Annotated in this window: 14 protein-coding genes; 12 read left to right on the forward strand and 2 right to left on the reverse strand. The window is 39.9% G+C overall.

Features of this window, described 5'->3' with window-relative positions:
* The first annotated feature begins 15 nt into the window (after nt 1-15).
* The 9 genes from I6F49_RS06240 to I6F49_RS06280 are packed head-to-tail and all read left to right on the forward strand — an operon-like array spanning nt 16 to nt 8,450.
* Nucleotides 16-789 carry a protein phosphatase CheZ gene (locus I6F49_RS06240; protein WP_166420997.1) on the forward strand — a complete coding sequence of 258 codons (774 nt, stop codon included), beginning with the start codon at nt 16-18 and terminating at the stop codon, nt 787-789.
* A gap of 15 nt (nt 790-804) precedes the next feature.
* Complete coding sequence (locus I6F49_RS06245) at nt 805-2,985, forward strand: chemotaxis protein CheA (protein WP_197179249.1); 2,181 nt, start codon at nt 805-807, stop codon at nt 2,983-2,985.
* A 58-nt stretch (nt 2,986-3,043) separates the two neighbouring features.
* Nucleotides 3,044-4,210 (forward strand): protein-glutamate methylesterase/protein-glutamine glutaminase, encoded by a 1,167-nt coding sequence (locus I6F49_RS06250; RefSeq protein WP_197179251.1) that lies wholly within the window; start codon nt 3,044-3,046, stop codon nt 4,208-4,210.
* Nucleotides 4,203-4,967: a flagellar motor protein gene (locus I6F49_RS06255; RefSeq protein WP_197179253.1), complete on the forward strand. Its 765-nt coding sequence runs from the start codon at nt 4,203-4,205 to the stop codon at nt 4,965-4,967. Before I6F49_RS06250 ends, I6F49_RS06255 begins: the two co-directional genes overlap by 8 nt.
* Before the next feature lies 1 nt (nt 4,968).
* Nucleotides 4,969-5,928 (forward strand): flagellar motor protein MotB, encoded by a 960-nt coding sequence (locus I6F49_RS06260; protein ID WP_197179255.1) that lies wholly within the window; start codon nt 4,969-4,971, stop codon nt 5,926-5,928.
* 12 nt (nt 5,929-5,940) lie between these two features.
* Nucleotides 5,941-6,711, forward strand: a complete 771-nt coding sequence (locus I6F49_RS06265) for a ParA family protein (protein ID WP_197179257.1) — start codon at nt 5,941-5,943, stop codon at nt 6,709-6,711.
* Between the two features lie 3 nt (nt 6,712-6,714).
* On the forward strand, nt 6,715-7,509 hold the full coding sequence (locus I6F49_RS06270) for a chemotaxis protein CheW (protein WP_197179259.1): 795 nt from the start codon (nt 6,715-6,717) through the stop codon (nt 7,507-7,509).
* Nucleotides 7,510-7,533: 24 nt separating this feature from the next.
* Complete coding sequence (locus tag I6F49_RS06275; RefSeq protein WP_166421004.1) at nt 7,534-8,031, forward strand: chemotaxis protein CheW; 498 nt, start codon at nt 7,534-7,536, stop codon at nt 8,029-8,031.
* A gap of 17 nt (nt 8,032-8,048) precedes the next feature.
* Nucleotides 8,049-8,450 carry a DUF2802 domain-containing protein gene (locus I6F49_RS06280; protein WP_149591772.1) on the forward strand — a complete coding sequence of 134 codons (402 nt, stop codon included), beginning with the start codon at nt 8,049-8,051 and terminating at the stop codon, nt 8,448-8,450.
* 31 nt (nt 8,451-8,481) lie between these two features.
* Here the strand turns inward: I6F49_RS06280 and I6F49_RS06285 are convergent, their stop codons facing one another.
* Together I6F49_RS06285 and fliK are read right to left on the reverse strand one after the other, a co-directional pair.
* On the reverse strand, nt 8,482-8,790 hold the full coding sequence (locus I6F49_RS06285; RefSeq protein WP_024589934.1) for an EscU/YscU/HrcU family type III secretion system export apparatus switch protein: 309 nt from the start codon (nt 8,788-8,790) through the stop codon (nt 8,482-8,484).
* A gap of 2 nt (nt 8,791-8,792) precedes the next feature.
* Nucleotides 8,793-11,090, reverse strand: a complete 2,298-nt coding sequence (gene fliK / locus I6F49_RS06290) for a flagellar hook-length control protein FliK (RefSeq protein WP_197179261.1) — start codon at nt 11,088-11,090, stop codon at nt 8,793-8,795.
* A 112-nt stretch (nt 11,091-11,202) separates the two neighbouring features.
* Here fliK and ccmA point away from each other — a divergent pair, with 112 nt between their 5' ends.
* The 3 genes from ccmA to I6F49_RS06305 are packed head-to-tail and all read left to right on the forward strand — an operon-like array spanning nt 11,203 to nt 13,246.
* Entirely contained in the window at nt 11,203-11,823 is a 621-nt protein-coding gene (gene ccmA, locus I6F49_RS06295; RefSeq protein ID WP_197179263.1) for a cytochrome c biogenesis heme-transporting ATPase CcmA, read from the forward strand.
* A complete protein-coding gene (gene ccmB, locus I6F49_RS06300; protein ID WP_002959286.1) occupies nt 11,823-12,509 on the forward strand; it encodes a heme exporter protein CcmB in 687 nt (228 codons plus the stop codon). The genes ccmA and ccmB overlap by 1 nt, the downstream gene beginning before the upstream one ends.
* The gene (locus tag I6F49_RS06305; protein ID WP_024610533.1) at nt 12,509-13,246 is read left to right on the forward strand and encodes a heme ABC transporter permease; all 738 of its coding nucleotides are present in this window, start codon (nt 12,509-12,511) and stop codon (nt 13,244-13,246) included. Before ccmB ends, I6F49_RS06305 begins: the two co-directional genes overlap by 1 nt.
* Nucleotide 13,247: the final 1 nt, after the last annotated feature.

The following is a 13,247-nucleotide window of genomic DNA, read 5'->3' on the forward strand; positions in this document are numbered from 1 at the left end:
ATGGGGGAGAGGCTTATGCCAGCACTAGCTGCGCCTCAAATAACGTTAGAACAAGCTCGTCAGCTCGTTGTTTTTTTAGAAAATGATGAGCAAGATAAAGCAAATCAGTTGATTTTAGAGACTGCCTCGCAAGAGCAGTCTGAATTATTTGCTGAAGTTGGAAAGTTGACCCGTCAATTGCACGAAGCCCTCAAAAGTTTTGAGCTTGACACTCGCTTAACTAACATAACGACTGATGCTATTCCAGATGCTAAAAAGCGGCTTAATTATGTTATAGAAATGACAGAAAATGCGGCTAATAAAACAATGGATGCAGTGGAGGCTAGTCTTCCTATAGCCCAGCAATTAGCAGATGAAATATCTCATATCAAACCGACATGGGATCGTTTAATGAGCCGCGAGATCGAGCTTGGTGAGTTTAAACAACTTTGCCACAGTATCGATAAGTTTATGAATAACTCTCATCATAAAACAGATGAGCTTCAAAGCTTAATGACAAATGTACTAATGGCTCAAGACTATCAAGACTTAACAGGCCAAGTTATTCGCCGTGTTATAGAACTTGTTAGGGAAGTAGAAGAAAGCTTACTTCATCTTTTAACAGCGTTTGCTGAACAAGATGACAGTGACAGCACCGTGAATAAAGTAGAACAACAAAAAATAAAAGAACCAGTTGCCACACAAACTTTAGCAGGTCCTGAAGGCCCTATTATTGATAAAGAATCGCGTAACGATGTTGTATCTGATCAAGATGAAGTCGATGATCTTTTATCAAGTTTGGGCTTCTAAGAGGAGAGTAACTGCATGTTTGAAGTCGATGAAGATATTTTACAAGACTTTCTCGTAGAGGCAGGAGAAATCCTAGAGCTTTTATCTGAACAGTTGGTTGAACTGGAAAATAATCCAGAAGATACAGAGTTACTAAACGCTATATTTAGAGGCTTTCACACTGTAAAAGGTGGTGCAGGCTTTTTAGCTATGACAGAACTTGTTGATGCTTGTCATGGTGCTGAAAACGTATTTGATTTATTACGTCAAGGCGTGCGGACGGTCAATTCAGAGTTAATGGATGTTATTTTACAAGCGCTCGACACCATTAATGAAATGTTCGCGACTATCCAAAATAGGGATAAGCCAGAACCTGCAGATCCTGAATTACTTCATACCCTTCACATTTTAGGCCTACCTCCAACAGAAGATGAGCTTAACGGTGTATCTTCGAACAATGAAGTTGAACAACCTCAAAACGAAGTAGTTGATACGCCCATAGTTGATGACGAAGATCCGTTTGCATTTGATGAACTATTTAGCGGAACGCCTTCGGTTAGCGATGCTGAAATTGATGAAATAACTGAAGACGAATTTGAAAACTTACTGGATGAACTACACGGTAAAGGACAAGGTCCTGTAATTGAGAAGCCAGTAGCAAGCAGCAATGACTTTAATGGTGACATTACTGATGATGAATTTGATAGCTTATTAGATGAGTTACATGGAGTTGGCAGTTTTGGTGATGTTGCTAGTAAAGCACCTGTAGAACCAGCAAAACCAGCCTCAAGCCCGGTTAATTCATCAGATGATGAAATTAGTGATGACGAGTTTGAAGCACTTCTTGATGAACTTCATGGTAAAGGCACTGCACCTAAGTCAATAGAAAGCACGCCAGCTGTGAATCAGCCCAATATTCCTGCAACACCAGTTGCTAAAGCTAGTGAGCCTGTAAAAAAACCAGAGCCTGCGAAAGCACCTGTTTCTAAACCGGTAGAAAAGCCTGTTGTGAAAGCAGCACCCGCAGCGGCAAAAAAATCAGCGCCGCCAGCAGCAGAAACTACCGTTCGTGTAGATACAAAACGACTTGACCAAATTATGAATATGGTTGGTGAGTTAGTCCTTGTGCGAAACCGTTTGGTGAGTTTAGCAACTAACTCAGACAGTGAAGCAATGGGCAAGGCTATATCTAACTTAGATGTGGTTACTGCTGATATTCAAGGTGCAGTAATGCAAACCCGAATGCAGCCAATCAAGAAAGTATTTGGTCGATTCCCTCGAGTTGTTCGCGATTTAGCGCGCAGTTTAAACAAAGACATTGACTTAAAGCTTGTAGGTGAAGAAACCGATTTAGATAAAAACTTGGTGGAAGCACTTGCCGATCCGCTTGTGCATTTAGTTCGAAACTCAGTTGACCATGGTATTGAAATGCCCGCTGTTCGTGAGGCAGCAGGTAAGTCTAGAACAGGTAATGTTACTTTATCAGCGTCCCAAGAAGGCGATCATATTTTGCTAACCATTAAAGATGATGGCGCTGGTATGGATGCTGAAAAGCTGAAAAAAATAGCAATTAGTAAAGGCGTGCTCGATCATGACCAAGCGAGTCGACTTTCTGACACCGAAGCGTATAACTTGATTTTTGCACCCGGCTTTTCTACAAAAGAAGAGATATCTGATATTTCCGGTCGTGGTGTAGGAATGGACGTGGTGAAAACTAAAATCACCCAATTGAACGGTTCAGTAAGTATTCAATCTGAGTTAGGCGTAGGTACTATTTTAGAAATAAAAGTACCACTTACCTTGGCTATATTACCGACCTTAATGGTGATTGTTGGCTCACAAACATTTGCGTTACCACTTGCTGGTGTGAGTGAAATATTCAACTTAGATTTAACGAAAACAAATGTAGTTGATGGGCAATTAACAATTATTGTGCGTAAAAAGGCAATACCGTTATTTTACCTTGAGCACTGGTTAGTAAAAGGCTCAGATCGTTCTCAGCGAAAAGCAAAAGGCCACGTAGTCATTGTCCAAATTGGTACGCAGCAAATAGGTTTTGTTGTTGACTCGCTAATTGGTCAAGAAGAAGTTGTAATTAAACCACTTGATGCATTACTACAAGGCACGCCAGGTATGGCAGGTGCTACAATTACTTCGGATGGTGGCATTGCACTGATTTTAGACGTTCCAAACATGTTAAAACATTACGCAGGCTGATAATAAAGTAGGTATATATTTAATATATACCTACGCATAAATTTAATAAGAGAGCTAAATGGCCGTTAAAGTTTTAGTTGTTGATGATTCAAGCTTTTTTCGCCGCAGGGTAAGCGAAATTCTTGAGCAAGATAGCGACATACAAGTTATAGGCTTTGCTGTGAATGGCAGAGAGGCTGTTGAAAAAGCAGCTCAACTACGTCCTGATATGATTACTATGGATGTCGAAATGCCTGTGCTCGACGGTATTAGCGCAGTTAAAGAGATTATGGCGAGTAATCCAACGCCTATTTTGATGTTTTCATCACTTACGCGTGATGGCGCAACTGCAACATTTGATGCGCTAGATGCAGGAGCAATGGATTTTTTACCGAAAAAGTTTGAAGACATTGCACGCAATAACGAAGACGCAATAAAGCTTTTACAAAGTAAAGTGAAAGACATAGGGCGGAGACGTTTACCGCGAACATTTAGAGTTCCAACACCGCCTAAGTCAGTAATTCCAACTAAACCAACAACAAGTTCACTTTCGCAAAGAACAAGCACATTAACGCCTTCCATAAAACAGCCTGATAGAAGCTTTCAAAAAGTAACCCCTGCAACATCGTCAGGTTCAAATGTTGCCTCAATGCGAGCAAGTGGAAAGCAATACCAGCTTGTTGCTATTGGTACTTCTACAGGCGGGCCTGTTGCACTGCAAACTATACTGACTCAATTGCCAGCTAATTTTCCTCACCCGATTTTACTTATTCAGCATATGCCAGCTGCATTTACACCTGCATTCGCAGCGCGCTTAAATGGTCTGTGCCAAATAAAAGTTAAAGAAGCACAGCAAGGTGACCGCTTACAGTCTGGAACTGCTTATTTAGCGCCTGGTGGACAGCAAATGATGGTAGAAGGGCGTGGAGCAAATAGAACTCTGCGCGTATTTGAAGATCATAGCGAGAGAATAAGCTATAAACCGAGCGTAGATGTTACTTTTGCAAGCGCAGCCAAAACGTATCAAGGTGATGTACTAGCTATTGTTTTAACAGGAATGGGCGCTGATGGACGTGACGGTGCCAGAATGTTAAAACAAACGGGTGCTACTATTTGGGCGCAAGATGAGAAAAGCTGTGTTGTTTATGGAATGCCTCAAGCCATTGCTAATGCTGGGCTTTCGAGTGAAAGCTTAGCACTGAGTGATGTTGCGGCGCGCATAAAGAGAGAGGTGGGCTGTGGATAAACTCTCAGTATTTGGACTATTTGTAGCACTAGGCGCAATAAGTTTAGGGTATTCTTTAGAAGGCGGCGTTGTTTCTGCTTTATTTAATGGCCCTGCACTTATTATTGTATTAGGCGGCACGCTTGGCGCTGTTATGTTGCAAACATCAGCAAGTACCTTTAAAAAAATGTTAAATATGAGCTCGTGGGTTTTTGTTGCGCCACAATACGATATTGAAGACGCAATAGAGCAAGTTAAACGATGGTCTCATAAAGCGCGTCAAGAAGGTTATTTAGCGCTTGAAAATGAAGCGCTGGCTCACCCAGATGCGTATGCTGCAAAGGGTTTAAGCTTACTTGTAGATGGCTGCTCAGAGCAAAAGCTGCGTGACACACTAGAAATTGATTTACTGCTAGAACGCGATCGTTTACTTGAAGCTGCGCGTGTTTATGAAGCAATGGGAGGCTACAGTCCTACCATTGGGATTTTAGGCGCAGTGCTTGGTTTAATACAGGCAATGTCGTTTATTACTGACCCGCAAATGCTTGGTGCGGGCGTTGCAACGGCATTTATTGCGACCATTTATGGTGTTGGCTTAGCTAATTTATTGTTTTTACCTATGGCAAATAAGTTAAAGCAGCGTGTAGAGCAAAAAATGCTTTACCATGAAATGTTTGCTGAAGGGATTATCGCAATAAGCGTTGGCGAAAGCCCAGTAAATATAGAATTAAAGCTTGAAGCCTACCGCGTAGAGCGTCCTAATCTAGTGGGCGAATAATATGTTACGCCGACGACTTCGTCATTCTGCTCCTAAAAGCCAACATACAGAACGTTGGCTTGTATCGTATGCCGATTACATGACCATTATGTTTGCCTTTTTTGTAGTGCTGTATGCAATAGCGATTAACAAAGAAGAGCAATTTCAAATATTGTCAGACTCCCTCGAACATGTTTTTGATAAATCAGCCCGCCAGCACTCTGGTCAGGGTGAAGGCGTCAATGGTAATGGGATATTGACCGATAGAGTGACACCTGAACAAGAAGTTCTTTACGGCGAAAGTGTTTTAAAAGAAGAACAAGGCCCAGAGCTACTCGACGGTCAAAGTGATACAAGTAACATACAACAAAAATATCTAGGAAAGCCTCTCGACAGCTTACTAACTAAATTACAGTCAGCGCTTATTGATGAAATTCGCGATGGAGAAGCTAGTTTAGAGCTTAACCAAGATTGGCTGATTATAGAGCTAAGCTCAGGCATGCTATTTTCAAGTGGTAGCTCAGTGGCACATTCTAGGGCAAAGCAAGTCGTCAAAATTGTTAAAGATATTATTGCTCCAGTAGATAACTATGTAAGAGTTCGTGGCTATACTGATGATGAGAGTATTCGTAATGAAATATTTCGCTCAAATTGGGAGCTCTCTGTAGCTAGAGCCACGTCTATTTTGGTAGAACTTGAAGCATTAGGTATTAATTCTGCCAGAATGGCGATAGAAGGTTATGGCCAATACTCACCTTTTGCAAGTAACGACACAGAGCAAGGGCGAGCAGAGAATCGTAAAGTTGTTATCGCACTTTCTAAGTATGGGCTACCGCCAAAAAAAGATATTGAAAGTCATGAGCAATCTGATCAACCTTTAGTGGCCGAGCCTGAAATTGAATTACCTTCAGATGACGATACAATAAAAATAATTCGTTTGCCTCATGGTGGTATTCGCATAACAACGCGCAATGAACAGTAATTAGGATGTAATGTGAAGATTTGGACTGTCGCTAATCAAAAGGGGGGAGTTGGTAAAACAACGACCGCAGTGAGCCTTGCTGGTATTTTGGCCTTGCAAGGTAAGCGTGTGTTGCTTATAGATACAGACCCCCATGCATCACTCACTTATTACTTTGGCATTGACTCAGAAGATTTAGAAGTCAGTGTGTACGATATTTTTGCACGTGGAACAAGCATGCAAAGTGAAGAAATACTTCAAGCTTTATGCCCATCAACACTTGAAAATCTAGATATTTTACCCGCAACAATGGCGATAGCCACGCTTGACAGAAGTATGGGTAATAAAACAGGCATGGGGTTAATACTAAAAAAAGCGCTTGCAAAAATAAGCGAGCATTATGATTATGCCATTTTAGATTGCCCTCCGGTTTTAGGAGTGTTGATGGTGAATGCGCTTGCAGCAAGCGAGCGGATTTTAGTGCCAGTGCAAACGGAATTTTTAGCACTTAAAGGCCTTGATAGAATGATGCGTACCATGGAATTAATGCAAACCTCTCAAGCGAAAGATTATCAATATACTATAATTCCTACTATGTATGACAAACGAACTAAAGCATCGTTAGAAGCATATAAAACGCTGCAAAATACATACGGTGATAAAGTTTGGCCTGGTGTAATACCGGTGGATACCAAATTTAGAGATGCAAGCTTTGCACAAAAAGTGCCTGTAGAGTATTGTCCTCGCTCGCGTGGTGTATACGCATATAAAGCACTGCTAGAATATTTAATTGAACAAGGTTAATGAATGAGTAAGCAATTGTTTGCTAATGAAAAAGTAATGAAACAATACCTAGGGGCTTTGTTATGTGAAGACGAGCCTGTAGATGACCTTGAGCCAGTTGCAAAATTACTTGAGAAAATTCCAGACGATTCACAGCAAGAGCGCATTCATTTAAAACCTAAAGAACAAATTAAAGCGGCAGAAAAAATATTTGATAAAGATTTACTCAATGCTGAAATTGAGCCAATAGTTGAACCGATTTATGAGGCTGAAGAAGTTAATAAAGCCGCAGATGATGAAGTTACAAATCCTGTAACTACTACAATAGAAAAACCAGAGCCAGAGATTGTGGCCAATAGTCAATCTGACTATTTTGATGGTGAGTTTCAGGCATTATTTTTTGAAGTAGCAGGTTTAACTCTTGCAGTGCCATTAAAAGCACTCGGCGGTATTCATCAATTAGGTGAAGTAAATCATTTATTTGGTAAGCCAAAGTGGTTTAAGGGCGTTATGCTCAACAGAGAAGAGAAGCTTAATGTTGTTGATACTGCGCGTTGGGTAATGCCAGAAAAGTATGATGATAAATTAGAAGCGTCTTTAGATTATCAATATTTAATTACCTTAGGCGATAGCCAGTGGGGTTTATTGGCTGAAAAGTTGATAAATAACATTACATTGAGTAAAGAAGATGTAAAATGGCGTACAAATAAAAGTAAGCGCCCATGGCTTGCTGGTGTTATAAAAGAAAAAATGTGTGCTTTAATAGACGTAGATAATTTAAATATATTATTAGAGAAAGGCTTAGATAGCCGTCAGTAATAATGACCATTACGGGGTAATAGCATGAATCAAGATAAATTACTGTCAGCAAATAAAAACGCAGATAATAATGATGAAATTTTACAGTGGGTTACGTTTAAGCTAGAAGAAGAGACTTACGGCGTAAATGTAATGCAAGTTCAAGAAATACTGCGTTACACAGAAATAGCCCCTGTACCAGGTGCACCTTCTTATGTGATTGGTATTATTAACTTACGTGGTAACGTTGTAACGGTTATTGATACACGTTCACGTTTTGGTTTGCTACCTGCGGATGCAACTGACAACTCTCGTATCTTAATTATTGAAGCAGAAGAGCAAGTTATTGGTATTTTAGCTGATAGCGTATCTGAAGTGGTTTATTTACGCAGCTCTGAAATCGACAGTGCACCAAATGTTGGTACTGAAGAAAGTGCTAAGTTTATTCAAGGTGTTTGTAACCGCGATAACGAATTACTGATTTTGGTTGATTTAAATAAATTACTCAGTGATGACGAATGGGATGAGTTAAGCGATATATAAGCTTTACCAAATAAATTATGCTGTTACTTAGTATAGCTATATCAGCGTTAGCGGTAGGACTTATATCGCTTGCGCTAATAATTGCATTAAAAAATAAACAAGCGAATGAAATTAATGCTGTATCGCAGCAGCTTAAAGATAGTTCAGAACAAACTCATATTTTGCGCAGTGAAATATCAGAGCTTAGAACAGGGCTCTTAAGTATTGGTAAGCGCGTGCTTGAGGTTGAGCAACAAAATCAAGATTTAATGCAACAACAAGCAGCGCAGAAATACGATGACCCTGATGCTAAAATTTACTCTCGTGCTGTAAAAATGGTTGAATTAGGTGCGGACCTAGATGAAGTAATACGCGAATGTGAATTACCTAGAGCAGAAGCCGAATTACTATTTTCATTACATAAACAAAAAGGCGCTTAGCGCCTTTTTAGTTATAAGCGTATAAATAATCTCACGCTTTAATATTTAACTTACCTTGAAAATCCTGCCAACCTGGTGGAAATTGACCTCTTAATACATACGAAAACGCAATAAGCTCTGCAATGACATAATAAAGCTCTTTAGGGATTTCTTCCCCTAAGCTTAAATGCGACAACGTTTTAGCAAGCGCTGCATCTTCGTGGATCATAATTCCTTTTAATTTAGCTGCTGCTATTATTTCATCAGCTAATTCACCAAACCCTTTTACACTTACAGTGGGGGTGTTGCCAGCTTCGTATAAAAGCCCAATGGCTGATTTATTAATGGGTGTATCACTCATAACTAAACCTTAATATTAATGATTGCATGAGATTTATAAAATGCCTGATTACTTGCATCGCCTCGCTTTAAGTTAAGCTCTCCAACCTGTAAGCCATGCTTCGCTAGTTTAGATCTTAAATTATCTAAATGCGGGTGAGCAATAGCGCTTACTTCTTGGCTTGAGGCTAACAGCTGGCAATCAAGTGCTTTATCCATTAGCTCAGCGGTAATTTGTAGTTGCCCAATTTGTGCATAATCAAAGTTCAGTCTTACAAACCATACATTTTTATCATCTAATTTATCCGCGCTTGGCTTTTTATATTGCCCCAGCGTTATTTCTGTTTGGGCGGCATCTGGCGGCAATTTCATCGGTAATAAAAATTGTGCAAGTGGGTTTGTGTCTGGTTGTTGGTTCTGTGTTGAAACACTTACTTGGTTAAGTGTGTTTTTAACGTTTACAATTTCGCTGGCTAAAGCTTGCACTTGAGTTTGCTGAAGTTGCTCTAGTATTTTTGCCCCGCTGTTACCCGTTTTAAAGGTAGGTATGAGTACTTTTAAGAGTGCATCTAAACCAGTTTGGTTATTAAAGCTTATTGGTGTTACTGATTGGCTGATAATAGGGGCTGCTAAAATACTCACAGCAACTTGTTCAAGCCCTTTAGTAAAGCTACTTTGCAGCATATCGCCCGTTAATTGAGATGGTTGTAAGGTGGCTAATACTTCACGCTGTATAATTGCAGGGTTAACATTGTTGCTCGAAACCATACGATTAAATGCTTGGTTAATTAAGCGAGTTAAATCGGGCGTGTCTTTTGTCGCTTTATTTGTAATGTCAGTAATTTGACTACTTAAAAGTGGTTTGCTACCAGTCCCTATATTCATAGGGATTGGGGTATCAGGAAGTTTTAGTAATGTGCTTAGCAGTTTTGTTTCTATTGGTTGTAGCATTTGACTACGAGAGGCCATATTAGATAACGGTTCTGCTAATGGCAGCATATTTTTAATCGTTGGGTTTACTTTACTTTGATTAATATTACTTGATATCGGCGTTTTAGCTGATGTTATTATTGTATTTTGTGGTGACTGCCAAACACCAACACTTCCTTTCATAAGTTGAGTTAACTGCATAAGCGGCGGGAGTCTTGAAAAGTGCTCTGGTAAAATATTGCTTGTATTGCTTGTATTGCTTGTTAGCTGGGTACTTGTACCTTGGGTAATATTAACTCTATTTTTCGGTGATTCACTCAGTAGTATATCAAAAGGCACTTTTTGTAGAGCCGAGGGTGTTGATGGCGCTATTAATTCAGATTTATTCGCTGCTGCAAAGGGCTTACTTTCAAAGTATTTAACTGCATCATTAATTCGCGTTTTTAAATCACTAAAGCTATTTTGTAGCCATGATTTTATTGGGCTATCAGGTGAAAGCAGTGGGTTTGCTTTAATAGTGGACGCAGAAAAAGGTATTTCAGGGACACTGCTTTTTTGCGCTAAAAGTAACTCGTTAAACGGTTTAGAAAATGAGTTATTAAGTGTTACTTTTATATTATTAGTATCGGTTTTAATAAATAACTTATCAGCTTGATTTACTAAGTTTACTTTAATAGGGGTGCTGGGTAGTTCACTAACTTGTTGATTAGTAATAGGCGTTGTAAACGAACCTGACTTTTGAGGATGAGTTAAAATTGCTAGCTTAGGTGTTGCTTGTAGTTGCGCACTTGGTAATAAGGCCGCGAGTAAATTAGTAAGTTTAGTTTGGCTAAGTGGTTGCGTATGAATTGTATCTGCAAAGCGATTAATAACATTAAGCTGTGCGCCTTTGTTAGTAGTACTAACAACTACTTTTAAAGGCTGCTCGGTTAAAAGTAACTGCGCTACGTCTTTATTTATGGCAATACTGGCGTTAAGTTTATCAATTACTAATTTTGGGGTAGGGGACATAACCACTTGTACATCCATGGGTTGGCTTTGTACCTCAGTGCCTGTGCTTACATAGTTTAATAAACGCTGTAATTGTACTGGTTGATTTAAAGTAAGGGTTGTACTGCTTGGCGTGATGTTGAGCTGTTTGCCATCGGGACTGAGTTGTATGTTAGCACTGGCTATTTTTTGTAAATTTTGCGGTGCGCTAGTAGTGCCAAGTCTTAATGTTTGCCAATGCTTATCTATAAATACATCAAGCGTAATCGAGTCCTTCGAAAATTGAATGTTTTTAGCCGCAAGTACCTCATTAGGTAACTGTGGTAACTCATTGGTTTGGCTATTGGTCGATTGATTGATAACCAATGAATTAGATAATGTTATTTGCGTTGGCGTATTCATTATTTTAAATCAAGTTTTCTCTATTTTAAGTGAATCGATTTTAAAGCAATATTCGTATTACCCTATCATTATGGTAGACTAACGCCTAATTTTTGGCAGAGAGAATCTCATCTTGTTACACATTAAGTCCGTCACCTGCATCAAGCAAGATCGTTGTTTGTTTGCGGATCTTAATTTTAGCCTTAATAGCGGTCAAATCATGCAATTAGCGGGTCCTAATGGGGCTGGTAAAACATCGCTATTGCGTATTATCGCAGGTTTCTCTGTGCCTGATGAAGGGGCTGTTTTATTTCAAGAACAGCCTATATCTAAGTACTATGAAGAGTATGCCAGAGAACTGCTTTTTATAGGCCATAAAACAGGTGTAAACACCCAGCTCAGTGCAGTTGAAAATGTTCGCCACTGGTTACAAATTAATGGCTACATAAACGAGCCAGACTTATACCCTATTTTAGCGCAACTTGGCCTTGTTGGACTTGAAGATGTGCCTGTTAGAATGTTATCTGCGGGGCAACAACGACGTGTTGCTTTAGTAAGGCTTTGGTTAAGTGATGCAAAGCTATGGGTACTTGATGAGCCTTTTACTGCGCTTGATAAAAGCGGTGTTGCTTTTTTACAGCAACGATTTACCGAACACTTACAAAGTGGTGGCGCTATTTTATTAACGACCCACCAAGATTTAACGACCCATTTTAGTAACTTACAAACAGTTACATTGGAGTATCGCCACTAATGACTCGTCAACACTCTTATTGGTTGTTATTTAGTGCGGTATTTACCAAAGATGTAAAGCTTGCGTTTCGCCAGCGCGCCGAAATTGTAAATCCTATTTTGTTCTTCTTAATTGTAATTTCATTGTTTCCGTTAGCAATAGGGCCTGAGCCCGGTCTATTGGCGAGAATGGCGCCGGGGATTATTTGGGTCGCCGCATTACTTTCTACCATGCTGGGCTTAGATAAACTGTTTAGAGATGATTTTAACGATGGCTCGTTGGAGCAGTTAATTGCATCGTCTTACCCGTTATCTTTAACCGTACTAGCTAAAGTGGCTGCTCACTGGGTAGTAACAGGGTTACCGCTTGTATTGATGACGCCACTATTTGCATTGTTGTTAAACCTAGAAAGTACGGCGTTAACAGCAACCGTGTTAACATTATTATTAGGCACACCACTATTGAGCTTTATTGGCGCAATTGGCGCTGGGCTTACTGTGGGATTACAAAAAGGGGGTATTTTGATGAGTTTACTCGTACTGCCTTTGTATATTCCTGTTTTGATTTTTGCAACGTCGGCTATCGATACCAGCACCATGTCGCTGGATTATAGTGGGCAGCTTGCCATCCTTGGTGCTATGTTACTTATTGCTATTATTAGCGCACCAATTGCCATATCGTCAGCTTTAAAAGTGAGTGTAAGTTAATGTGGAAATGGTTACATCCCTATGCTAAAGCAGAGCGTGCATACCAGTTATGCAATACGTTACTGCCTTATTTTGCCGTAGTTACCGTAGTTAGTATGATTGTTGGATGGGTATGGGGGCTTGGTTTTGCACCTGCCGATTACCAACAAAAAGACAGCTACCGTATCATTTTTATTCATGTTCCTTCTGCTATTTTATCTATGGGTGCTTACTCCTCAATGGCAATTGCCGCCATTGTTGCACTTGTATGGCAACTGCGAAATGCTGAACTTGCCGTTATTGCAATTGCGCCTGTTGGTGCATGTATTACAGCTATTGCACTTATTACTGGCGCTGCGTGGGGTAAACCTATGTGGGGTGCTTGGTGGGTGTGGGATGCACGTTTAACATCTGAGCTTATTTTATTATTTTTATATCTTGGCGTACTTTCACTTTACCATGCGTTTGAAGATAAAAAGTCAGCAGGGCGTGCGGCTTCTATTTTAGCGATTGTGGGTGTAATTAACTTACCTATTATTCATTACTCAGTTGAGTGGTGGAATACGCTACACCAAGGCGCAAGCATTACAAAGCTAGACACCAAAGCAATTGACCCAAGTATGTTTTGGCCTCTTATGGTTAATATTTTAGCGTTTGCTGCTTTTGTAGGAACAGTAACTTTAATTCGTCTTAAAAATGAAATTTTGCAACGCGAAAAGCATCGACCGTGGGTGCGTTTGTTGTTAAATAAGGGGTAAT

Origin of the sequence: Pseudoalteromonas sp. SWN166, from assembly GCF_015864485.1 — a bacterium.
Lineage (GTDB): Bacteria > Pseudomonadota > Gammaproteobacteria > Enterobacterales > Alteromonadaceae > Pseudoalteromonas.